Consider the following 23,149-nt stretch of genomic DNA (forward strand, 5'->3'; position numbering starts at 1 on the left):
TTATTCTCCTCCCATCATCGTATGAAGGGTAAACTGTTCAACCGGATATTTCGTCACTTTCCCATTTTCCAAATAGGCGACATGGGTGCAAAGCTGCCTGACTTCATCGAGGTGATGCGAAGAGATCAGCATCGTTTTGTCCGGCAGCGAGCGCAAAATCGAGAAAAAATCCGCCCGCCCTAACGGATCGAGCCCGCTTGTCGGCTCGTCTAAAATGAGCAGTTCGGCATCATCGTAAAGCATAATGGCAAGCCCGAGCCGCTGCAACATGCCTTTGGAATACTGTCTGCTTTTCATATGACGCGCCTCCCACAGGCGGACGGCGCGCAAAACGTGCTCAATCCGTCCTTCATCGACCGTCCCGTGCAATGAAGCGAAAAAGCGCACATTTTCCTCGCCGGTCAACTGGGGATAAAGCTGGAATTTTTCCGGCAAATAGGCGACTTTCGTTTTCCATTCATGCCGCCGATGGTCAATGCCGGCAATGGACACCGCCCCGCGCGCGGCCGGAAGCAAATTCAGCAAACTATGGATGAACGTCGATTTTCCGGCGCCGTTTCGCCCGACCAAGGCGCACCGCTCTCCTTTTTGAATGACGAGATGAACGTCATCCAACACTTTTTTGTTCCGATATGAAACGGTCAACCCGGCCACTTCGATCATCGTTCTTCCCCCTTTCGGCTCCACCCGATCGATGCCGCCAACGCTCCGACGCCCCAAACGGCGATATTCAGCAGCACAAACAGCTCAGGCGGAAACGAGAAAAACTTTTTCATCGTCCGCGACAAATAGTCAAGCGAAAACACCCCGAGCGCCGTCTCTAAATAAAAGCGAAGCGCGTGCAGCGGCTGCAAGAAATAAACAAATGAAAATAGACGGACGTTGTCATACGTAACCGACGGCAATATATAAAGCAACACGAAATCATACAAGTAAAGAAATACGAACAGCACAGCCAAATTGGCGCCGATCAGTTGAATTTTCGTTTTGCATATGAAACCAAGCAAAATGCCGAGCTGGTTAAACATGAACACGAGCGCCATCGTGGCAAGCAAAAAGTGAAGAAAAGGCGGTACATGAAAAACAAACCAAAACTTCACCGGCACGATCAAAATGAAATACCAGACGATCAACACCGCCATCGTCAAGAGCTGAATCGCCGCACTTTTTCTCCATAAAAACGACAAAGGCGAGCGGCTTTTGGCCACAATCATCACCATCGTCCGCTGCTCCTTCTCCTGCATGACCGAAAACGAAGCGAAAAACAAACAAAGAAGCGGCACGATATACACATTCATCTCAAACATCATTTGCAAAAACACAGGCAATCCGTGCTCAGCCGGCAGCGATTTGACGCTCGCCAACACGGAAAGCGAGGCGGCCGCCACCGGCAGAAACAAGAGCCAAAACGCCTTGCTCCGCGAAAGCTCGAGCCATTCTTTCCAAAGATAGCTCATTTTCGAAAACCCCTTTGCCATATCATCGTTCCCACTCCAAGAACAGCCAACCCCCATACCCAGTGGGCGGCTTTGCCCTTTTGCACCACCGGGGCGCGGTCGATTGCCATCACGTCGCCCGCTTGCTGCCATTCATGAATTTTTTCATAAACGTGCAAGCTTGGCGATGACAAAAACAAATACGCGAGTTCATTTTCTTCCGCCAGTTTATGAAACGAAGACGAGTAGCGAAAAGGCGAATCGCCCTTTCCATCCTGGTTCAAATCAAACAGCGCCGCTTCGTCTCCCCAATCGTTGCCGACACCATGAGCATCCCAACGGTTGCGATCTTCACCGCCAAGGCGCAAAACGGCAATCGTGTTTTTCCAAATCCGGTTTTTCGTAAACGTTTGGTGTTGCGAGCTCGCCCAAAGCTCAATGCCGATTTCGTTTTGCAAAAAAAGATTGTCTTGCAAAACGTTATCGTTCGATTGATCAACGTACAATCCCCGCCCGTTTTGGTAAAACGTGTTGGCGATGATTTGGTTGTCATTCGCCATTTGCAGCAGCAGTCCAAATGAACGCATTCCTTTGTTGAATACAAAGCGGTTGTTTTGAAGGACGATCCGGTTTGAGTTCATGATCGCCGCCCCGCCGTTATTAAGCATAAACGTGTTGTCGTAAAACGCATTGTCATCGGAATACATATAATGAAGCCCATAACGGGTGCGCGACACCTCGTTCCGTCGGGCGACATTATGGTTGGCATAGTCGAAAAAGATGCCGTCTCTCGTTCCGATGATGACGTTATCTTCCAATTCGTTAAAATTGGAGTAGTAAATATGCAGCCCATTTCCTTGTCCGGCGATATCCCCATTTTGTTCGCCGATCACCCGCACGTTGGCGATCCGATTATGATGCGCCTGGCTTAAATAAATGCCGTGAAACGACCGGGTCACCGTAATCTCTTCCAGCGTATTGCCGTCTGAGTACACTTTAATGCCGGCGTATTCCTCTTGCGTGCTGCGGCTTTTTCCGCTGTTTGTGACCGTTACACGTTTGATCACCACATGCGGCGCTTTGACGGAAATCACGTTGCCGCGCCCGCTCCCTTGAATGACGGTCCCTTTCGTGCCGATGATCACAAGCGGCTTATCGATCACAAGATCGCCCTTGTATGTTTTGTTTTCCAAACGAATCGTGCTGTGAGCCGGTGCGGCGTCAATCAGCTGCTGCAACGTTCCGTCGGCATCGACCTCGTTCGGAACATAGAAAGAGCAAAGAAAAAACAAGGAAATGAGCAGCCATCGCTTCATCTTTTTTTCCTCTCCTTCCAAAGCGGAACGAGCAGACACACAAACGCGGCACCGACAATGTACGCGCCAGAAGCAAAATAGCTGAATGTCGTGAAATTGGCAATCGTGTTTTCTCCAAAAATCGGCGGCACAAACGGCTCAATCTCGATCGGGGCATTGTCACTCAAATTCGTCCCAAAATCAGCGAGCCAGCGGTGAATATCGTAGATGCCGAGCGCCCCGCCAATCAGGAAGAGAACAATAAGCGCGTACAGCCCTTTTTGGCTTCTCACTAGCGCCACGAGAAAGGCCGCTATGGCCATAGCGATGACGAGATACGACAAATACCCGAGTTCCGGAAAGCTCTCTTCACTAAACGGCTTCATGCCGATATAGTGGTTGAGCCCGTTAATAATCTCGATATCGCCTTCGAGCCTATTTGGATAAACGATAATCTTCAATCCTTCCGGATATTGCGGAGCGATGAAATCCATCCCCCACCACGGAAACGAAAGAGAGAAAAGCAACAGCCCCCCGGACACACCGACAAACGCAGCCGACAGAGCTGATAGTTTCGTTGTCGCCATCGTTTGATACACCTCTTTGGACAGACAAGGGGGACAAAGCGTCCCCCTCGCTTTATTGTTTCGGCTTCACTAACAAATATCCGGTCATTTCCTGGTGCAGCGCCGAACAGAAATTGGTGCAATACAGCGGGTACGTCCCCGGCTTACCGGCGGTAAACTCAATCGTGTTCGTTTGCCCCGGCTGAATTTCCATGTTTAAGTCGTATTGGTTAATGGCAAAGCCGTGGGTAATATCTTCGTCAAAGTCCAAGTTTGTAATATGAACGATCACCTTGTCGCCTTCATTCACTTCAATCACATCCGGCCGTTTCGCTTTGGCATCAAAGATAAACTTCGAGCGCATCGCAATGCCGTACACGTGCACTTCGTTCCCTTTCCGAACGATGCGGGCGTCTTGTTGGCTGTAAACGGCATTCGGGTTGTTTTCCTCTTTCGGATACACTTCGATCGTTTTAATTTTGTCGGCCTTAATCATCTGCCCGTAGTGCGGCTCCGGGTCGACCGGCGACGATTGAATCACTTTCATTTTTTCACCGCTGATGTCAATGAGCTGCATCGACTCCGGATGGGACGGCCCGACCGATAAGTAGCTGTCTTTCGCGAGCTTGTTGAGCGACACTAAATACTTCCCGTCTGGAGAAACCGTATCCCCTTCGGCAGAAACAGCATGCCCTGGCGAGTATTGCACCGGAACGCGATCCAACACCTCTCCGGTTTCGGGATTCCATTTCACAATTTCAGACGAAATGAACATCGTCGTGTACGCCATGCCTTTATCGTCAAACTGTGTATGCAACGGCCCAAGCGCATTTTCCGGGTTGACTTCCCGCTCCATCACCGACTCATATTTTAAAATCGGAATACCGTTCCGTTCACCGGCAAACTCTTTCTTTTCAATCGCTTGAAACGCTTTTTCAAACGAGAACACCGTCAGCAGCGGGGCGAGCTTCCCGGAAGCGATAAAATACTTCCCGTCCGGCGTGACGTCAACACCATGCGGCGATTTGGCGACCGGCACTAAATAAATGCCGCCTTGATGCTTTTCCGGAAAAATCATTTTTTGGCCGCCGACGTTATCGTATTTTCCTTCCTTCACCATCTTCTCAAGCTCTTTCCAGTTGAACAACACGATAAAATCGCGGTCTTCTTGGGAGGCATTGATCTCTAAGTTTGTCGTTGCCTCTTCCGTGTTATAGGTCGTCAACACCGCCCAGTCTTTGGACACTTTTTTCCCGGCGTCCGACAAATCGTACGACCACGGCGGCAGCGCCACTTGATAAGCGATGTTCAGCTTTTGCGCTTTTTCGTCGAACGTGACGGCACTCATCACGCCGCGGTATTTAGTACTGTACTCATCGAGCGACGCATATTGATGGCCGATCGGGACGGAAAACCGCGTCGGCAAAAATAAATATTCCGTATTCTCCGTCACAAACGCGGCACAGTGCGGACCGCTTGTGTTCGGGACTTCGATAATGTCTTTAACCGTGAACGTTTTCAAATCCATCACCGCTGCCCGGCTGTTCGCCACATCGGTCGCAAACATGTACTTGCCGTCATATTCCCCGTTCGTTTCCGAAAAAGCCGGGTGATGCAAATCCCCCCATGTGTAGCCGCCAAGCATTTTTTTCGAGTGGGTATCCCAGCCGTAACCAGTCGCCGGATCAGGTGAAAAGACAGGGACAGTGCGAATGCGCCGCATCGACGGCACCCCGTAAATAAACATTTGCCCTGAATGACCGCCAGAGGCAAACAAGTAATATTCGTCCTTTTCACCAAACGGAACGTATACTTTTTCAGCATCGGTTTTGGCCGATGCCGTCGACACCGTATCCGGGGTGGAAAAGTTTCCGAAAAACACGGTCGATGCCAACACCCCGACGGCCAGTCCGGACAGTGCAGAAATCACTTTTTTCTTCATCAGCTTCCCTCCCATTGCCTATTTTTCCGACGCTTCTTTCAAAAGAGCGATGATGTCAGCCCGCTCTTCATCCGTCAGCGGATTGGACTTGATCACCCCGGACATCACAGCAGATGTCGGCGCTTTTAAAAACTCTTCAATCGGCTTCCCATGCTTGCCCTCAACCACTTGATACGCGTTCGACAAATCCGGGCCGGTCGTTCCGCCTTGCAAATTGAGCTTGGAAACAGAATGGCAAGAGAGGCAGCCCTTTTTCTGCAATATGTTTCCATCCTGTGTACTGGCGTTCGCCGTTTCCCCCTTCGCACTCTCTTTCCCGGCCGAAGCTGACGGCTCGGACACGCTCTCTCCCTCTTGTTTCGCCGTTTGCGCCGCATTCGTCCCCCCTTTTTCTCCTGGCTGAAAATACACATAACCGCCTGCTAAACCAATCAAGGCGCTAACGAGAAAAATGATGACCGTTTGCTTCATGTGCACCCTCCTTTCCTTTAGCCGAAAATCTGTTATCATTATAGCCACCGTTTCTTGGCTGCCCCTGTGCAAAAAGTCACTTCATTTCCAATATCCGTGAACACTATTTGGCAAAAACGTGGCAAAACGGTGAAAAAATAAAAAACACTTGCCACCGGCAAGTGCCCTCCCCTTTCTAGATCTCATTCAGTTGTTGCACCTTCGCGAGCGGCAAATAACGCTCCTTGACAAACTCAATAAACTTCGCCGCATAAATCGGATCAAACTGCGTCCCGGCACAACGGTTGATTTCTTCAACCGCCTCGTCAAACGTTTTCGTTCGCTGGTACGGCCGCTCCGTCGTCATGGCGTCAAACGAGTCGATAATACACAAAATGCGGGCCAGTTTCGGGATTTCCTCCCCTTTCAGCCCGTACGGATATCCTTTCCCGTCATAGCGCTCATGATGCAGCTCGATCAGCGGAAGCAAATCGTCAAACCGCTTCTCCGCCGCAATCAATTCCTTTCCCCATGTCACGTGCTTTTTGACGATTTCCCACTCGTGCTTTTCCAATTTCCCTTGCTTGTTTAAAATATCGCGCGGCACTTCAATTTTGCCAATATCATGAATCAGCGCCCCTAAAATGAGCGTCTGTCGTTCATGGTCGGTTAATTCGTTGAGGCGGCTGCCAAATTCAAGGGCGTATTTAAACACCCGCTTGCTATGGCGGTATGTATACACATCTTTGGAAAGAAAAAATTTCACTTGCTGCTCGAGCGCTTCCAAGTCTTGTTTGAACTTGATTTCATCAAAGCACATGTTGTGCTTATCATAAATTTGCACATTGTTTTTCCCTTGCGCCTTGGCATAATAAAGCGCCTGATCGGCACGGTGAATAAGTTCATCGCTTTCATACATGTCCTTTTCCATTTCGGCAATGCCGCAGGAAAACGACAGACAACGGTATGGAATGTGCTCGACGCCTTCAAAATATGTATCGTTCACGTTCTTGCGCAGCCGGTTTAAAAACGCGTACGCGTCTTCTTTCGTTGTACTCGGCATTAAAATGGCAAACTCTTCCCCACCGTAGCGGGCAACGATGAAATTGGTTCCTTCCACCGCTTTTTTCAACCGCGCACCGAAAAACGCCAGCAGCTTGTCCCCTTGCAAGTGGCCGTTTCGGTCGTTGTATTTTTTAAAATCGTCCAAGTCCAAAAACGCGAGCGTCAACGGCTTCTTCAACTTCTTGCAATCGGCAAACTGTTCTTTCAACGTTTCCTTGAAAAAGCCGTGGTTGTAGAGGCCAGTCAAGTGATCTCGATTCACTTGGTTAGACGTCTCTTGGTATAAATGAAGAAGCTTCCGGAAAGCCATGGACAGAAATAAAATCAAAATTGTAAATAAGAAGAGACCGAAATATTTTGTCTCTTGCAACAAAACTGACAAAGCAAGTGAAAGAATTAAAGTGATACAATAGGTCATTCCTACTTCTTTCAACAGTCCAAAATTAAGAACACCGTTAAACAAGCGTTGTGAGGAAACAATAAAATAGCAAGACAGTACCACGATATTTACTAAAAAATAAACAAACAAAGCGATTATATAAGGGAAAATATTGGTAGTATTTACAACTCCAATCATCCCACCAGATACAAGGAAAACGTAATATGCACTTACAAGCATCAAACAATACATAGAAAAATTAAATAAATGTTTCCATAATTCAATGCTTCTTTTATACAAAGCGTATATCAAACTAAATATTCCTAACACAAGCAGTGTGATATGCAAGTCAAAAACAAATAAACAAGCTAAATAAATAGACGAATCCATAGAAATAGAATTCCCTTTTGGCGGGAGATAAATCAAAAATCGATTTACTATGAGAACAGAAGCCGTTAATACATAAATTAAAACCCAATCTCGCAGGGAAGAGAATGAGACAGAAAAATGAAAAAAATAGACAAAAAGTCCAAACAAGGAAACTCCCAAAACATAAAATTTGGTACTGGTAAATTTACGGTCGTCCATTCACAATCACTCTCATTAATTAATAAAAAGCCAAGAGAGGCAATTTAGCCCCCCTTATCACTTTCAATCAATTCACCCCAAAAATTTAATCCTTATACGAGCTTCATACCAGATGTCAAAGCAACAATAACAGAACCAATGATCAGCAGGTTAATAAGAGTTTGTTTTAATTTCATAAATAAATTCCTCCCCTTATTTTTATTGATTCGCAGGAGCAGCCGCTGTCTCTTTCTCGTCTTGTCTCGGTGCGTTAAGCATGAGATGTTGGATGAACAGAAACGCTCCTACGTTCATCACGACGTCACCGATGCTGATGACTTGTTGGCGCGGGTACGGCGGGGACAGCGGGATGATGTCGCCAAGAAACGGCAAAAGCGTGTCGGACGTGATCGCCTGGTGCTTGCCGTACAAGCCGGCTTTCAACGCATCGATGTACTCGCGGCCGAGAAACTGGGCGGCTTCAACCGAGACGGGCATCCGTCCACCGTTGACAGCCATGACGATGAAGTTAAGCAACACGCCGGCGAAGATGACCGGGAATCCCGGCTGATGACGGTTGAGCCATAAAAACACGAGCCCGATGATGTAGACGAGAAGAAACACCCCGTTGCTCATCTTCGCGACCCACTCTACTTTCCCTTGCAGGAAAAAGACCGCAAACTGCACCGCAAGCAGCAACGGAAACAGCCAACCGCCGCGCAATTTCATATGGGCCAGCCCTTTGAAGTTCCCGCCGCGAAACCAGCCGACTAGCAGCGACAAAATGATCCCATCGTAAACCATAACGTTGTCCCCTTACAAAAACAGAATTTTCTCTCTTTTCTAAACCACCGTCTACATTTCTATTTTTACCGTTTTCTTCATGTTTTGTAAATAGTCCGTTCGCCCTAATCACCTTCAAATCTTTCCGTTTTTTTCTCTTTTTCCTCTACCCTCTATCTTTTTCGACCATATTTTTCTTCAAAATCCGCCATTCCCTCTGCGTTCGTCCTAGTACAAAAGCCGCTTTCTCCGCTGTTCGCAACACCTCCAGGGCGATGTTGCGCTTTTTCTCTCAATTAGAAGTTGAAGTTTTCTAAAAAATGTATATAATTTGGGATATATCTTTCACTCTACCACCAAGGAGGTTGTGCATCGTGAATGCAGTCGCCAAACTCAGCAATTTTGTCGGCAACACGTTCGCCATCTGGGTGCTTCTATTCGGGGCGCTCGCCTTTTTCGTTCCCAGCGCGTTTACATGGATCGCACCGTATATCGTGCCGCTGTTGGGCATCGTCATGTTTGGGATGGGGCTGACGCTGTCGGCGAACGACTTCAAAGAAGTGTTCAAACGTCCGCTTGACGTACTAATTGGTGTTATCGCCCAATTTTTGATTATGCCGCTTGTCGCCTTTTTGCTTGCCTATTTCTTGCCTGTTTCACGCGAAGTGGCGCTCGGCATCATTTTAGTCGGCTGCTGTCCGGGCGGAACGGCATCGAATGTGATGACGTATTTGGCGAAAGGGGACACGGCGCTGTCGGTGGCCGTCACCTCGGTTTCAACGATTTTGGCGCCGATTTTGACGCCTTCGCTCATCTTGCTTTTAGCCGGAAAATGGCTGTCCGTATCCGCCGCCGCCTTGTTTTGGTCGATTGTCAAAGTTGTGCTTATTCCGATTATATTAGGGCTCATCGCGCAGGCGCTGTTCCAAAAGCAGGTGAAAGCGTGCATCCCGGCGCTGCCGCTCGTTTCTGTCGTTGCCATTGTAGCCATCGTCGCTGCCGTTGTCGGGCAAAACCAAGCGGCCATTGCCAAAAGTGGGCTTCTCATTTTTCTCATTGTTGTCGTTCATAACGGATTAGGGCTGCTGCTTGGGTATTGGTTTGCCAAATTGCTCCGGATGTCGCCGCCGAAGCAAAAAGCCATCTCGATCGAAGTCGGCATGCAAAATTCCGGCCTCGGCGCCGCGCTGGCAACCGCCCATTTCTCGCCGCTCGCCGCCGTTCCGAGCGCCATTTTCAGCGTCTGGCACAACATTTCCGGCCCGATTGTCGCCACGTACTTCCGCAAACAGGCTGACCGTGAAGCGGCAGACGAAAAGATAATACCCGCCTAATGGAAACGCCGCCTCCCAAAACCATAAACGGCATTCGGGAGACGGCGTTGTTTGTTGCTTATCTTGTCGGCGCAATGTACGGTTCTATGGGCGCTGGGAAGAAGTCATCGTCTCGCTTCCGCACGCTCCTTGGCAGCGGTCAGCCGCATGGCATGACGCGCACGCCCCTTTGGCGCTTTTTTTCACATGCCGGACAAGCGCCCAGCCGGCGTAAGCGAAAATGGCTCCGCCGATTACGACATTCGCGATCATCGCTCATCCCCCTTTTCTTATTGATAGCCGAGCAGACGCCCGAGCTGGTAGACAGCCAACGAAATGATATACGCCACCGCCAATGCGCAGCCGACAGACAGCAACGTCCATTTTCTTGATCCCGTTTCTTTCCGGATCGTCGCCACCGTCGCTAGGCATGGCGTATATAACAGCACAAACACCATGAAGCTGAACGCCGACAACGGCGTGAACTGGGCGGCGATCACTTCCTTCAGCCCGCTTGCTTCATGAACGTGATAAATAATATTCATCGTCGACACCACAACTTCTTTTGCCAAAAAGCCGGTGATTAAGGCAGCGCCGGCCTGCCAGGCGCCAAACCCGAGCGGCGACAACAGCGGGGCGACAACGCCGCCGAGGGCGGCAAGCAAACTGTCGTCCATCGCAACGCCGACTCCGTGCGGGCCGACATACGTCAGCAGCCAAATGGCGACCGAACCGCCGAAAATAAACGTCCCTGCCTTGCGGATGAACCCTTTTCCTTTCTCCCATGTGCTGCGCCATAACGTCAGCGCCTGCGGCACGCGGTATGGCGGCAGTTCGATCACAAACAGCGAGCTTTCATTTTTCAATACCGTCGATGAAAACAGCTTCGCGAGCCCGAGCGCCACGACGATGCCGAGCACATAAAGCGAAAACACGACCAACGCCTGATCGCGAACGAAAAACGTGCCGGCAAACAAGGCGTACACCGGCAGGCGAGCCGAACACGACATAAACGGCAACACCAATATTGTCATGAGCCGCTCTTTCGGCTGCTCAATCGTCCGCGCTGCCATCACTCCGGGAACGTTGCAGCCAAACCCGATGATCATCGGGATGAACGCTTTTCCGTTTAGCCCGATCGCTTCCATCACCCGGTCCATGACCATCGCGACACGCGCCATATATCCGGAATCTTCAAGCAGCGAAATAAAAAAGAACAAAATGAAAATTTGCGGCACAAATACAAGCACGCCGCCGACTCCGGCCACGATGCCGTCCAAGACGAGCGCCTCGACAAACGGCGACGCCCCCGCCCAGTCGAGAAAACGGGACAACCCATCCGCAAGCGGGCCGGAGAAAAAAGCGTCAAGCTGATCGGCAAGCGGCGTCCCCAGCCAGTTAAACGTCAGCATAAACACGATGTACATCAACGCCAAAAAAATCGGCAAGCCGATATAACGGTTCGTCACGATGGCATCGATTTTCTCCGTCCATGTCAACGGCTTATGTTTGAACTCAATGGCCGAAGCGGCGATCACCTCAGCGATCCAACGGTCACGCGCCTCATAAATCTGCTTGGCGAGCGCGCCGCCAAGCGCCCGCTCCGTCTCCGCGCGAATCGCCGCGAGCGGCGAAAGGTCCATGCGATTATGCAAATACGCAGCCATGCGTTCATTTCCTTCAAGGAACTGCAGCGCCACCCACCGTTTGTCCCCCGGCACATCATCCGGCAGCTGTTCCACGATGCGGCAGATGGCGTTCTCCACCTCGATGCCGTAGTCAATCATCACCGAAGGGCGAGAGCTGTCTTTGGCCGCCAAAACAGCGCGGACTAATTCATTCGTTCCTTTTCCGGTCCGGGCGATGACAGGGACGACCGGGACGCCAAGATCGTTCGACAGCTTCGCCGCGTCCACTTTCACCCCTCGCTTTTCCGCCACATCGACCATGTTTAACGCGATGACGAGCGGGCGGCCAAATTCCAGCAGCTGAACGGTTAAATGCAAATTGCGATGCAGTTGGGACGCATCAATGATATTGACGATCGCCGAGCACGATTCCGTCAACAAAAAGTCCGTCGCCACTCCTTCGTCGCGCGACAGCGGGTGAAGCGAATAAATGCCGGGCAAATCAACAAGCGGCACGCCGTGCTGGCGAAGCACCCCCACCTTTTTCTCGACCGTCACGCCGCTCCAGTTGCCGACGTATTCATAAGAACCGGTTAAGCAGTTAAACAGCGACGTTTTGCCGGTGTTCGGGTTGCCCAATAAGGCGATGTAAGACATTTAGCCCACCTCGATCGACGACGCCTCTTTGCGCCGCAAGCCGATCGCCTGTCCGTCGACTTCGATCATCACCGGTCCGCCGAACGGCATCGCGGTTTTCAGCCGCACCGTTTTTCCTTCTTTCACCCCGAGGTGAAGAAGACGCTGCTTCACCGCTTCATGTTCAATCGCCAACCGGACAACGACCGCTGTTTCCCCTTTATGCAAATCGGTCAGCACCATCATGTGTCCCCTCCCGTTTACCGCCATGCTAGCAGAACAATAATGATTCTTTTTCTCAATTCCTGCTTCTAGCATAGCATATCGAACGAAAGAGGGAGTGATTTTTTTCACCATCTGGCCCCATTGTCACGATTTTTTCACAATTTTCCAGAACAGCAAAAAAGCTGTCTCCAAAGCGGATTACTCGCTTTCGGAGGCAGCTTTTTTATCATCATCACTTCGAAGGAACGTACCCCCATCATCCCTGTTTTTCAAACGAACGTCCTCCGCCTTCTCTTCACAACGCTCCATCAAACGGAAACACGATCCGCCTGGCAAGTTGTGGGAAATCAATGAACGGATTGCGGTTGCCTTGGATGAAGAAAATCGCACTGTTGCGATGATGTTCATACACCGTCGGCGGAAATTGCTCGTGCCAACGGACAAGAAGCGGGATATCGATTTTGCGCCGGAATGATTTCGCGATCGCTTTCGGATAGCGAAGCAAAAAGTACAACATCGCCCTTGCCGCCGTCCCTTTGCCGTATTCCGGCTCGAAATAGCCGTTATGGGCGACCCCACACCGATTTTGAACTTGCTCACCCGGCTCTTCCGGATTGTAAAAGGGGAAGTCGGCGTACGGGAAATTCGAGCGAAGCGTATTGCACTCCGGTTGGCAGACGAACAAATGATGCAAGTCGCCTTTCATCGGTTCACGGGCGCCAAACCATGACTGTGGGACAACATGTTCGGCGTTGAACTTCCATTGTTGTTCGATCGTTTTCACCCGCTCACGCACCTCGCCCGACACTTGTTTGGCTTTTTTCAGCAGCCGGCGGAATTCGTCATACCGCCGCTTCATAGTTTCCACGTCTTGGACGATTAACGTTTTCGGATCTTTCCGCTCGCCCGAATACAAACTGCGCACCGTCCCGTCCGGCTGCAAGTCAACCCATGTATACAAATATTCGTCCTTGCTGAAAAAATACGGCAGCCGCCGCTTATGGGTGCGCGCCACCAACTCGTGGTAGCGGACAAATAGCGCTAACCCATCTTCCGCCAGCGGCAGATGACGGTAATATCGTTCACGCGCCTGCTCATCTTCAGCCGCCTGGTAATACGCACCTTCAGCGGCGAGCCGTTCGTTCAGCTGCTCGAGCTGTGCGGTGGCATCGTCTGTTCGCCATTGGCCGAGCTCCTCAAACTGCCGTTCCGCCTCTCCCATCGTCGTTCCCTTCTTTCTTTTTTCTTTTAGTTTTCTTTTAGTGTATCATGGAAGGCGAAAGAGGGCGACCGCATCGTTAATGCAAAAGAAACGACGTCGCGCCGAACAAAACAGCGGCAATGCCGGCGGCGATCAAGGACGGAATCAACTTCGTGCGCGCGTATTCCATCACGGGCAGATCCAAAATGGTGCACAGCGTGACCGTATTGTCGCTAAGCGGCGACGCGAACGCCCCGAACGTCCCGCTCGCAAACACCGCGCCGATGACCGGCAAAATGTTCGCTCCTGACTCGCTCGCGAGCGTCACACCAAGCGGCATGAGCATCCCCCACGTTCCCCATGACGAACCGATGAAATAAGAAATTACAGCACCAAGCAAAAACAAAATCGGAGCGACAAAAAACGGCGGAATCCACCCTTGCACATGGCTTGTAATGTATTGGGAAAACCCTAAATCTTCCGCCGCCGCCGACAGCGCCCAAATGAGCGCCAACATGACAATGACCGACATCAGCTCATTGCCGCCTTTCACAAAATGGGTCAACAAATCATTCAATTTAAATCGTTGCCAAAGGAAAAAGGCGACAGCGATGATCACAGTAAACAGCAGCGCCTCCAACATCGCTCCGAGCGCATCGCTTTGCAAAAAAGCATCCCAAAACGTCCGCGCCCCGCGATGGCCGTCCCACCAGCTTAAAAACAACGTCAAAACAAGAACGACCGAAAGCGGAACGATCAAATTCCACGGTTTCACCGGCGTTTCTTTCTGATAGGCGCGCGGGCATGTTTGCATCGCGTTCCCTTCTTCCCCTTGCGCTTCGTTCGGCTCGCTGCCATCGGGCCGCTGCTCTTCCGCCATTTCAAACGCCAATCGCTCGTTCCAACGCCGAATCGGTTTCATTCCTTGCGCTTCGCTCACCGCCGCCCGCTTTCGGCGCGAATAAACGAAAAAACTATAGTAGAGCCCGACAGCGATAATCGCGTACGAGAAAAAGTTAAACGGAATGCTTCGGACATACACGACGTACGGCTCCGCGCCGATGCCGGCCGTATCAAGCGCTTTGTCGATAACCGACACCATATAGCCGACAAAGGCAGTAGCGATCGGAATCAAGGCAACGACCGGGTTGGAAGTCACCTCGATGGCAAACCCGATTTGCTGGGACGACAGCCCGAGCCGTTTGCGCAGCGCCTTCATGATCGGCGCGACAGTGACGATGCGAAAATCAGGGTCGCTGAATGTCACCATCGTTGAAATCCACGTCAGCAGCATGGCGGTTTTCGCCGACTTCACTTTTTTGCTGACGAGATGGACGAACCCTTTGATTCCGCCGGTGTATTTGATCATGCTGACAAGGCCGGCGAACACGTACAAGAAGATGATAATGCGGATGTTGTTCGTCTGCATTAAGTTGTCCACAACGTAATGAAGCATCGTTCGCAATCCGCCGAGCAAAGACGGCGTCATCAAATAGCTGCCGACCAAAAGTCCGACAAACAGCCCCGGGATCACTTGCCGCGTCCAAATTGAAATCGGGATGACTACTAAAAATGGCAACAGCGCCTTCCACGATGGTTCCATTGACAATTCGCCCCTTTCTTTAAAATTATGGCAGCTGTTCCCCTTTTCTATGCAAGATGTCACCCCTTTTCCTGCTCTTGGCATAAGGCCAAAACAAAGAAGCGATCTTGTGCGCCGCACGCATTCGAAACCGCTCACAAAAAAGTTCAAAAATAAAAAGCTGCCTCTTAGACAGCTTTGACTGTTTCGCTTTGCGTTACAGACGGCAGCGACAACAAGTGGAGCGTCACTTCCGGCTTCGAGCCGATTCGGATGTTCACCCCGGTTTGCCCGAGCCCTTCGTTAATGTAAAACGGTTTCCCGTCCCATTCGTGATAGCCTTTAATCATGTTTCGCTCGGTGAGTGTTTTGCTCATTTTCGCCAAATGATACGGCTTCGGCCAATGAATTTGTCCGCCGTGGAAGTGGCCGGACAACAAGTAGTCAAAATGGTAGTGTTTCATATGCGGCACAATATCCGGGTCGTGCGTCAACACGAGATTGAGGCCGTCTTTAACGCCCGCATACGCCTTTTCGATATCGCTGCGCCCTGTGTAAAAGTCATCGATGCCGATTACATTAACCGTTTGGCCGTTGACCGTAATCGTCTTCGTCTCGTTTTGCAAGACGACACAGCCATGTGCCTCCAGCGTCGCTTTTAGGCGCTCGAGCGGCTCGCCTTGCAGCACGTAGTCATGATTGCCAAACACCGCATACATTCCGTATGCCGGGTTGAGTTTTTGCAACGCCGTCAAATACGGACCGAGTTTGGCAATACTCTCCTCGCGGTCCAAAAAATCACCCGTCAAGGCGATCAAATCGATCGGCTCCCCTTTTAGCTTTTCATACACATCGTCCGGGGAAATGGACAACTTTTCCAAATGAAGATCAGACAGCTGCAAAATGCGGATGGCACCGATCCCATCCTCCGAGCTGCCGACCTGAACTTTATGCAAAACCGCTTCATACGTGTTGCGGTGTGCTTTTCGCAGACCGAAAGCTAACAACAAAAAGAATGATAGAATGATGAAAACAAACGTCATTGTCTTCTCTCCTCCCTCCATCACCATTATAGTAAAAAGGAGGAGAGAAGAAAGAGGGAGTTAGTGGATGAGATGGTAACCGTACAATGAAAACAATTTTTCCTTCGACATCAACAAATATTTCGGCGGACGGCTAAACGGTGACACGCAAGACTTTGCCACCGCCATGAGCGGCAGCAGCGAGGCTGTTTTGAACCAACGATATAGCGGATTGGAAATATCTACTATTTCAAATCCGAGCCGCTCACAGCCTTTGTTCAACATCGTAATGCCAATAATTCCTTTCATGCGCGCCGATTGTTCATGATGATAAAGATGGTAAGCAACATACGGCAGCCCGGTTTTCACTTGTTCGAAAATATACCGTCCTTTTTTAATGTCGCTCTTGTAATGAAGCAATTCCCGAACGAGGCGGACGTTGTGGAGATGAATTTTCAACAGCCAGTCGTTCGCTTCAATCATCGTTCCATCCGAAAGCCGAATGGTTTCTCCTTTATACTGAAGCGGACGAACACGAAAAATCGACCGGCGCCCGTCCGCCTCCTCGCCGGCATATTCCAGTCGCGAACAAGCGTAATAAATAGGATCGACAGCCCCCCACATCGCCAACAAACATTGTACCGCTTTCTCTTTCATCGTTTTTGGCAAGAGGCCCCCACTTCAACAGCCAAAGGGAGTATGAGCGGGGGGAGGAATCGCCTTCCCTCCTTTCTTTTCGTTAGTGCTATGCATTTACATTGTGAGACATTCGCCGGCGCATTATAAATGGGGAAAAAAGGAGGACCGCGCCGCCGCATAACCGACCGCAGGCCGCACATACTGAAATCGAACTCCAAATTTGGCCTAGGTTGTGATCGTCATGAAAACCGTGCTTTTTCTCCCGCTTCTTCAGCTTCCGTCCGGCCACCATCGGGCCGCTGAGGCGCTGGCGGAAGGGCTGCGGTCGATCGACCGCGCCGTGGCGTGCGAAAAAATCGAATTGCTTTCCTCGCGGCTCGGCGCCAAGGAACAGTGGGTGTCCCGCCTTTATTTGCGCTGCATTCGCCACGTGCCGCGGGCGTATAGCGTCCTGTATCACCGCTCCGTTTTGCGTCCAAGCCCAAAACCGCCGGCCTTCCCGCCTTACGAGTGGCTGTTTGCCGATCATCTGAAGCAGCTCATCCGCCGCCTTAAGCCGGCGCTCATCGTTTGTACACATGCGTTTCCATCGTATTTGCTCGATCTTCTGAAGCAGCGCGGAGACATCGACGTTCCGGTCGTCAACGTGTATACGGATTATGTTGTCCATAACTTATGGGGGAAAACCGCCATCGACGTTCATTTTGTCGGCCATCCGGCCATGAAGGCAGCCCTCGAGGAAAAAGGGGTTGCCGGCGAGCGAATCGCCGTCACCGGCATTCCCGTTCATCCGGCATTTGTCGCCCATCCATCGGCGCCGCCGGCTGCGCGCTCCCGGCCTGTCGGACTCATTAGCGGCGGCAGCCTGGGCCTTGGTGATTGGGAACGGCTCTTAAGCAAAATCGCGCCGGATGATCCGATCGACTATTATGTGTTATGCGGCACAAACAGACAGCTGTATGAGCGGTTAAAGAGGAAAAACCATCCGCGCCTTCTCCCGCTCCGTTATATTTCATCGCCCGCGGCAATGAGCCATCTTTATGACGAAGTCGATTTTGTGCTCACAAAACCGGGCGGCGTCACCTTAAGCGAATGCCTGCGCAAGCGAAAGCCGGCGTTCATTTATGCCATGCTGCCGGGGCAAGAGGAAATGAACTTCCGCCTTTTGCGCGCCGACGGGCTCGTTTTCGATTTTCGCCATTGGCGGTCGCTGCCGTCGCTGTCGGAAGCCATTCTCTCCATCCTCCGTTCGCCGGCGCTTGCCCGCTGCCTCGCCAAGATGGACGAATACCACCGCGCCCTTTCGCTCGCCGACCCGGCGCTTGCCCTGTACGAGCAGTTTTTAGCGGCCGTGCCGGTTCGTTGAGCGCCGGGGCAGCTTTTTAATTGAGGCGGCCGGTGGTTGGACGAAACATGTCGTTCAACATAGTCGTTCCAGTCATTGTGAAAAGATTGTACACTTCATCTTTGTCTCCACTTTCACCTATTAACATAATGTCTTTTAGGAACGCCTCCGAAAATGGGCGTTCATTTGCCCTTTTAACATCCGCTCGCGCAGCTCTTTTGTCATCTCTTGGCGGATTTCCCACGTCGATACCCCTTCCTCGCGCTGATTGGCGATTTTCATCAACTGCTCCACATCGGCGAACGAATATTTGCGAATGCCTTTCGAACGGTCAGGGAACACGAGCTTCCGTTCCTCGTAATAGCGGATTTGCCGCTGCGACAGCCCGGTCAGTTCGCTGACAACTCCGATCGAAATGACCTTTTTATGTTTATACTGATCTTCTGGCGGATGAGCAGTCATGCTCCTCACCTCCACACGTTATATTTTCTAACGTAATTATACAAAAAATCATGATATCCCGCTAATTTTTGTAAACAAAATTAACACACTTTTAAAATTTCCTGTAAACGCGCTTAACACATTTACTGTACACTGAAGGAAAAGGTGGTATCGTAGAGGAAAAAACAGGGAGGGAATCGAATGGGAACATGGATGCGAAATGCTGTACGGAAGAAAAAGCAATTTTACATCGAGCGTCTCGTGCAGTCCGGCCTCGCCGCCAACCGCGAGCAACTCGAAGGATGGACGATGGCCGAATTGCGCCGCGAATATGAGCAGTTCCATCCCGCCCGCACGACGGAAGGAGGGTCCCGATATGAACAAACAAGCGCTCGAACTGGCGAAACGCATCATTGAACTCGATCTTGAACGCGACGCTATGTTCGAACAACTGATTGCGCTCGTCGGCAACCGAGCGGACGAACTGCTTCGTTTTTTGCAAAATCGGTGATAAAGATTGGAAATTTAATACAATACGCAGTTAGGCAAGAACATCTCTCCAATCAAGAAACTCCATTTAACGGATTTCCGAAAGAAGTCGCAGCAGCCGCAAGGAAAGAGGGTGTCCTCCCGTTACGGGTGGACACCCTTTTTCATCCGGACTGTTCCGCCGCCTGCTGCTCACGGCGGACCGCAGACGCCGCCCGCATGTGCAAACGATGTGATGTCAACGCGGCGGCGCCAACGATGAGTGCGCACAGCCAAAATCCATACGCCGAAGAGCCGGTCCACTGCTTCATCATCCCGAGCACGTTCGGAAGCAAAAACCCGCCCAACCCGCCGGCCGCCCCGACGATGCCCGTCAACAAGCCGACCTCTTTCGGAAACCATGTTGGAACAACTTGAAACAACGCGCCATTTGCCGCGCCAAAACAAAGGAAGAGAACAAGCATCAAGCCAAACACGACAAAAAGAGGAGGCAGTGCGCCGATGCAAACGAGCAAAACCGCACCAGCAACAAACAACAAGGAAAGAAGCCGCATCCCCCCGATCCGGTCAGCGATATAGCCGCCGATCGGGCGGATGAAACTGCCCGCGAACACAACGGCGGTGACGAAATCGCCGGCTGTCACTTTGCTCACTTCGTATTCATCAAAAAAGAAAATGCCAAGGTAGCCCGTCAGTCCGACAAATCCGCCGAATGACAAGCTGTAGAAGAAACAAAACAACCATGCCTCCTTCCGACGGAGGACGACCCGGTATTCACGCAACGAAACAGGCTTCACCGCTGTCGGGCATTCCCGCGCCAGCCAGGCAAACAGAAGAAAGACAACCATAAGCGGTACGAGCGCCAACCCGAACACCGCGTTCCAACCATATATCTCCGCCAGGCGCGGACCAAACAGCGTCGCCAGCACTGTGCCGCTGTTGCCGGCCCCCGCGATCCCCATGGCGAGCCCTTGATATTCTTTCGGATACCAGCGGCTCGCGAGCGGCAGCGCAACCGCAAAGCTCGCCCCGCCCACTCCCAGTAAAAATCCAAGTGCATACACATCGGACATCTGGTCAGCGAACCGCCACCCCCATACAAGCGGCGCCGCCGTCACCGCCATGCCGAGCAGGCCGGCCCGCTTCCCGCCCCAGCGGTCGGCAAGCAGCCCCATCGGAACGCGAAGCAGCGCCCCGCCGAGCACCGGAATGGCGACCATCATCCCTTTTTCCGCCGGTGTGAGCGCAAACGACTCGGCGACAAATACACCAAGCGCGCCAAGCAAGTTCCAAATCATAAAGCTGATATCAAAGTACAAAAACGACGACAAAAGCGTCGGCGCATGCCCCACACGCCAAAACGATTTCTTCCTCATCTTCCCCCGATTCCCCCTTGGCATGGAAGTTCCCTTTATGCTACAATGGAAATGAAAGCAATTTCTCTACCTACTTCCCGCCGTATTGCCGGGAAGTTTTTTCTTATGCCGCTTTCCGTCCACGGACCCCGATGAACATCATTTCCCGCATGGCTGCGGAGATAGAAAGTTCTTTTCTGCGAAAATGCACGCGCCTTAATGAGTCATTTTCACACCTAGGTGGGGAGCAAATTGTTGCTTATAAGACTCCTCTGTGAAAGGAGCCGCACATGTCAATTTCTCCCCAAATCGACCACCGGCCGCACCCGAGCCGCACACCGCTTAAACGCCGGCATTCCGCAATGCGGATCCAGCTCATCGGATGTGACGTTGTTAATTTGTTGCAGGCCGCTCCAATGGAACGGGACAAAAATCGTATCCTCGCGAATTTGGTCGTTATAGCAGCTGCGGACGACCGCTGTCCCCCGCCGCGTTTCAACGCGCACAAGCATCCCTGGGCTGATCCCGTACCGCTTCGCCGTCCTCGGGTGGATCTCAACGATCGCCTCCGGCTGCCGCGCCGCCAGCGCCGGACTGCGCCGCGTCTGCGTTCCGCTCAAATAATGAGCGAGCACCCGCCCTGTCGTTAAGTAAAGCGGATACCATTCATCCGTCTCCTCTTTGTTTGGCTGAAACGGCAAAACCGCAAACCGCGCCTTCCCATCCGAATGGGCGAATCGGTCCGTAAATAACCTTGGGGTGCCGGGGTGCGAGACGTCTGGACACGGCCAGTAGAGGCGTTCGCGGCGCAGACGCTTATACGTCACGCCAGAATAGTCCGCTTTGCCGCCGCGGCTCGCCAACCGCAGTTCATTGAAAATCTCCTCGGCTGACGTGAACGGAAAGAAGCGGCCCTTGCCAAGCTTGCGGGCGATCTCACACAAAATTTCCCAATCATGCTTCACCTCCCCCGGACATTTCCGCGCCGCCGGCCGAAAACAGACCCGCCCTTCGACGTTTGTCACCGTGCCTTCATCTTCCAAATACGACGAAACAGGCAAGACGAGATCGGCCAGCTCGGCTGTTTCTGATACAAACATATCTGCCACGACAAGAAACTTCAGCTTCTGGAGCGCTCTGGCAGCAAACGCGGCGTTGGGGCTCGAGACGACAGGATTCGATCCCATGACAAACAGCCCGGTAATCTCGCTGGCATCGATTTTTTGCATCATTTCATATGCTGACACCCCCTTTCCCGGCAGCTCATCCGGCGCAACGCCCCATACGCTCGCCACATACCGGCGGTGTTCCGGATGCTCAATGTTTCGGTAGCCCGGGAGCTGATCAGCTTTTTGTCCATGCTCGCGTCCGCCTTGCCCGTTCCCTTGCCCGGTGATCGACCCAAACCCCGAACCGGGCCGGCCGATTTTGCCCGTCGCCAACACGACATTGATCCACTGCCTGACCGCCGCATAGCCGTCCGCTTGCTGCTCCAGGCCGCGTGCAGTGAGCACGATCGCTTCCGTTGCCTCCCCGTACTTTCGCGCCGCCAGGCGGATCGTCTCGGCCGGCACGTCGGTCACCCGGGCGATCTCGTCCATATCCACCGCTTCCATGTGCTGTTTCCATTCGGCAAACCCAATCGTCCGCTCGCGCACGAACGCTTCATCGATATACCCTTCTTCGAGCAACGCTTTTCCGATGCCGACGGCCAACGCCGCATCCGTTCCCGGTTTGAGCGGCAGATGCAGATCGGCCAACGCCGCCGTTTTCGTTTCGCGCGGATCGATCACAATCATAAAAGCCCCGTTTTTCTTCGCCTCGTAAACATACGGCATCAACGTCGGTTGGCATTCGGCGATATTGGTCCCAGCCAAAATGACCGTCTGAGCGAGCGGAATATCCGAGAGCGGATTCGTCAACCCGCGGTCAAGGCCGAACGCGTCGTTCATCGCGGCTGCGGCCGCCGACATGCAAAAGCGGCCGTTGTAGTCGATGTGCCGCGTCTTAAGCGCCACGCGGGCGAATTTGCCAAGCAAATACGCTTCCTCGTTCGTCAACGATCCGCCGCCGTAAACGGCAAACGCATCAATTCCCTTTTCCTGTTGAATGGAATGGATCTGTTCGGCAATGAGCGAAAGCGCGTCTTCCCAGCTGACCCGCACAAACCGGCCGCCCACTTTGGCAAGCGGAACCAACAGCCGCTCGGGATGCAAAGCGTGCTGGTGAGCGTTTATCCCCTTTAAACAAAGGCGGCCGTTGGACGTCGGGTTGTCGGTCGGAATCGCCTTGCAGCGGCGCCGTTCCACAATCCGCTCTTCCACCAGCTGAAGCGTGCACTGGACGCTGCAAAACGGACATTGCGTCGCGGCGGCCGTCTCCGACGCCCACTCTTTCTCCTTGGCCCGAAAGTAGCGCAACAACTCATCCGTCATCATCATTCACCCGCTTCTTACAGCTCAACATAGACCGAGCCGTCCTCCACCGCCACGCGGTACGTTTTGACGCACCCTTCATCCGGCGCCTGCGCCCGGCCGTCTTTTAAGCAAATTTTCCAATCGTGAAGCGGACAAAACACATACTCGCCGCTGACAATGCCTTGCGACAAATCACCACCTTTATGTGGACAGCGGTTTTCAACGGCATACACCCGGCCGTCGCCCGTCCGAAACAACGCAAGCTCGTGATTGCCGACGCGCACGCGCTTTCCAAGCCGTTTCGGCAGTTGATCGATTCGTCCGATTTCGACTTTTGCCATCGTTTTCTTCCTCCTTGACACCATCATAAAAG

The 23,149-nt window shown here is 52.1% G+C and carries 23 protein-coding genes; 4 read left to right on the plus strand and 19 right to left on the minus strand.

What is annotated here, in order from left to right; genetic code table 11:
• The 8 genes from ACTVDO_RS09905 to ACTVDO_RS09940 all read right to left on the minus strand — a co-directional run bounded on the left by ACTVDO_RS09905 (window position 1) and on the right by ACTVDO_RS09940 (window position 8,504).
• Window positions 1-663 carry an ABC transporter ATP-binding protein gene (locus ACTVDO_RS09905; protein WP_442901439.1) on the minus strand — a complete coding sequence of 221 codons (663 nt, stop codon included), beginning with the start codon at window positions 661-663 and terminating at the stop codon, window positions 1-3.
• Entirely contained in the window at window positions 660-1,457 is a 798-nt protein-coding gene (locus tag ACTVDO_RS09910; RefSeq protein ID WP_442901440.1) for a copper ABC transporter permease, read from the minus strand. Before ACTVDO_RS09910 ends, ACTVDO_RS09905 begins: the two co-directional genes overlap by 4 nt.
• Window positions 1,454-2,752 (minus strand): nitrous oxide reductase family maturation protein NosD, encoded by a 1,299-nt coding sequence (gene nosD, locus ACTVDO_RS09915; protein ID WP_020959975.1) that lies wholly within the window; start codon window positions 2,750-2,752, stop codon window positions 1,454-1,456. Before nosD ends, ACTVDO_RS09910 begins: the two co-directional genes overlap by 4 nt.
• Window positions 2,749-3,318, minus strand: a complete 570-nt coding sequence (locus ACTVDO_RS09920) for a hypothetical protein (RefSeq protein ID WP_020959976.1) — start codon at window positions 3,316-3,318, stop codon at window positions 2,749-2,751. Before ACTVDO_RS09920 ends, nosD begins: the two co-directional genes overlap by 4 nt.
• A gap of 52 nt (window positions 3,319-3,370) precedes the next feature.
• Entirely contained in the window at window positions 3,371-5,239 is a 1,869-nt protein-coding gene (gene nosZ, locus ACTVDO_RS09925) for a Sec-dependent nitrous-oxide reductase (RefSeq protein WP_442901441.1), read from the minus strand.
• 18 nt (window positions 5,240-5,257) lie between these two features.
• Window positions 5,258-5,581 (minus strand): c-type cytochrome, encoded by a 324-nt coding sequence (locus ACTVDO_RS09930; RefSeq protein ID WP_442901442.1) that lies wholly within the window; start codon window positions 5,579-5,581, stop codon window positions 5,258-5,260.
• 304 nt (window positions 5,582-5,885) lie between these two features.
• Complete coding sequence (locus ACTVDO_RS09935; RefSeq protein WP_442901443.1) at window positions 5,886-7,721, minus strand: bifunctional diguanylate cyclase/phosphohydrolase; 1,836 nt, start codon at window positions 7,719-7,721, stop codon at window positions 5,886-5,888.
• Between the two features lie 198 nt (window positions 7,722-7,919).
• Entirely contained in the window at window positions 7,920-8,504 is a 585-nt protein-coding gene (locus tag ACTVDO_RS09940) for a DUF5317 domain-containing protein (RefSeq protein ID WP_020959981.1), read from the minus strand.
• A gap of 353 nt (window positions 8,505-8,857) precedes the next feature.
• On the opposite strand from ACTVDO_RS09940, the gene ACTVDO_RS09945 reads away from it, so the two are divergent.
• Window positions 8,858-9,817: a bile acid:sodium symporter family protein gene (locus ACTVDO_RS09945; RefSeq protein WP_020959982.1), complete on the plus strand. Its 960-nt coding sequence runs from the start codon at window positions 8,858-8,860 to the stop codon at window positions 9,815-9,817.
• A gap of 84 nt (window positions 9,818-9,901) precedes the next feature.
• On the opposite strand, the gene ACTVDO_RS09950 is transcribed toward ACTVDO_RS09945, so the two are convergent.
• The 7 genes from ACTVDO_RS09950 to ACTVDO_RS09980 all read right to left on the minus strand — a co-directional run bounded on the left by ACTVDO_RS09950 (window position 9,902) and on the right by ACTVDO_RS09980 (window position 16,747).
• Window positions 9,902-10,069, minus strand: coding sequence for a FeoB-associated Cys-rich membrane protein (locus ACTVDO_RS09950; RefSeq protein ID WP_020959983.1), 168 nt, complete (start codon window positions 10,067-10,069; stop codon window positions 9,902-9,904).
• Window positions 10,070-10,086: 17 nt separating this feature from the next.
• Window positions 10,087-12,081: a ferrous iron transport protein B gene (feoB, locus tag ACTVDO_RS09955; RefSeq protein ID WP_442901444.1), complete on the minus strand. Its 1,995-nt coding sequence runs from the start codon at window positions 12,079-12,081 to the stop codon at window positions 10,087-10,089.
• A complete protein-coding gene (locus ACTVDO_RS09960; protein WP_020959985.1) occupies window positions 12,082-12,303 on the minus strand; it encodes a FeoA family protein in 222 nt (73 codons plus the stop codon).
• A 277-nt stretch (window positions 12,304-12,580) separates the two neighbouring features.
• The gene (locus ACTVDO_RS09965) at window positions 12,581-13,507 is read right to left on the minus strand and encodes an endonuclease I family protein (RefSeq protein ID WP_020959986.1); all 927 of its coding nucleotides are present in this window, start codon (window positions 13,505-13,507) and stop codon (window positions 12,581-12,583) included.
• Window positions 13,508-13,583: 76 nt separating this feature from the next.
• Entirely contained in the window at window positions 13,584-15,089 is a 1,506-nt protein-coding gene (locus tag ACTVDO_RS09970) for a Na+/H+ antiporter NhaC family protein (RefSeq protein WP_020959987.1), read from the minus strand.
• 167 nt (window positions 15,090-15,256) lie between these two features.
• Window positions 15,257-16,111: a metallophosphoesterase gene (locus tag ACTVDO_RS09975; protein WP_020959988.1), complete on the minus strand. Its 855-nt coding sequence runs from the start codon at window positions 16,109-16,111 to the stop codon at window positions 15,257-15,259.
• Window positions 16,112-16,171: 60 nt separating this feature from the next.
• Window positions 16,172-16,747, minus strand: coding sequence for a YkoP family protein (locus ACTVDO_RS09980; protein WP_041267914.1), 576 nt, complete (start codon window positions 16,745-16,747; stop codon window positions 16,172-16,174).
• Window positions 16,748-16,970: 223 nt separating this feature from the next.
• Between ACTVDO_RS09980 and ACTVDO_RS09985 the strand changes: the two genes are divergently transcribed.
• Window positions 16,971-18,095, plus strand: coding sequence for an MGDG synthase family glycosyltransferase (locus ACTVDO_RS09985; protein ID WP_442901445.1), 1,125 nt, complete (start codon window positions 16,971-16,973; stop codon window positions 18,093-18,095).
• Window positions 18,096-18,230: 135 nt separating this feature from the next.
• Here ACTVDO_RS09985 and ACTVDO_RS09990 read toward each other — a convergent pair whose 3' ends face one another.
• Window positions 18,231-18,536 (minus strand): MerR family transcriptional regulator, encoded by a 306-nt coding sequence (locus ACTVDO_RS09990; RefSeq protein ID WP_020959991.1) that lies wholly within the window; start codon window positions 18,534-18,536, stop codon window positions 18,231-18,233.
• 180 nt (window positions 18,537-18,716) lie between these two features.
• On the opposite strand from ACTVDO_RS09990, the gene ACTVDO_RS09995 reads away from it, so the two are divergent.
• Window positions 18,717-18,932, plus strand: coding sequence for a Fur-regulated basic protein FbpA (locus ACTVDO_RS09995; RefSeq protein ID WP_442901446.1), 216 nt, complete (start codon window positions 18,717-18,719; stop codon window positions 18,930-18,932).
• Window positions 18,892-19,026: a hypothetical protein gene (locus ACTVDO_RS10000; RefSeq protein ID WP_442901447.1), complete on the plus strand. Its 135-nt coding sequence runs from the start codon at window positions 18,892-18,894 to the stop codon at window positions 19,024-19,026. Before ACTVDO_RS09995 ends, ACTVDO_RS10000 begins: the two co-directional genes overlap by 41 nt.
• A gap of 142 nt (window positions 19,027-19,168) precedes the next feature.
• Here the strand turns inward: ACTVDO_RS10000 and ACTVDO_RS10005 are convergent, their stop codons facing one another.
• The 3 genes from ACTVDO_RS10005 to nirD all read right to left on the minus strand — a co-directional run bounded on the left by ACTVDO_RS10005 (window position 19,169) and on the right by nirD (window position 23,117).
• Window positions 19,169-20,380, minus strand: a complete 1,212-nt coding sequence (locus ACTVDO_RS10005; protein ID WP_442901448.1) for a nitrate/nitrite transporter — start codon at window positions 20,378-20,380, stop codon at window positions 19,169-19,171.
• Between the two features lie 272 nt (window positions 20,381-20,652).
• A complete protein-coding gene (gene nasC, locus ACTVDO_RS10010) occupies window positions 20,653-22,800 on the minus strand; it encodes an assimilatory nitrate reductase catalytic subunit NasC (RefSeq protein WP_442901449.1) in 2,148 nt (715 codons plus the stop codon).
• An 11-nt stretch (window positions 22,801-22,811) separates the two neighbouring features.
• Window positions 22,812-23,117 carry a nitrite reductase small subunit NirD gene (gene nirD / locus ACTVDO_RS10015; RefSeq protein ID WP_020959996.1) on the minus strand — a complete coding sequence of 102 codons (306 nt, stop codon included), beginning with the start codon at window positions 23,115-23,117 and terminating at the stop codon, window positions 22,812-22,814.
• Window positions 23,118-23,149: the final 32 nt, after the last annotated feature.

The sequence above is a fragment of the Geobacillus sp. BK01 genome (assembly GCF_052220245.1).
Lineage (GTDB): Bacteria > Bacillota > Bacilli > Bacillales > Anoxybacillaceae > Geobacillus.